This window comes from Staphylococcus sp. HMSC035D11, from assembly GCF_001836075.1.
Taxonomy (GTDB): domain Bacteria; phylum Bacillota; class Bacilli; order Staphylococcales; family Staphylococcaceae; genus Staphylococcus; species Staphylococcus hominis.
In genome coordinates this window covers 1-244 of the sequence record NZ_KV827262.1, presented here as the reverse complement: position 1 = coordinate 244, position 244 = coordinate 1, and the positions used below count along the sequence as shown (strand labels likewise).

1 pseudogene is annotated in these 244 nt (G+C 34.8%); it reads left to right on the top strand.

Annotated elements, in window-relative coordinates:
* A pseudogene (locus HMPREF2647_RS07705) lies at positions 1-244 on the top strand (hypothetical protein); the annotation flags it as partial.

Here is a 244-nt window from a genome sequence, read left to right as displayed (position 1 = left end):
CATCATTGGTTTAAAGATAAATTGAAGGATGAAACAAACAATACAGGTAAACGTATGTTTAAGCGTTATGCAGTTATTACAACATCTGCGAAAATATTAGGTCGTGTTTTAGCTACAGATATTGATATCGCTAAAATAAGAGACTACTTTATTGATTATCATGGTCATACAGTCTCTGAACGCTCACTGGCAGATAAAGCGATCGAAGTCATTACGCAATTTGTAGCACAAAACCGTGGTAAGT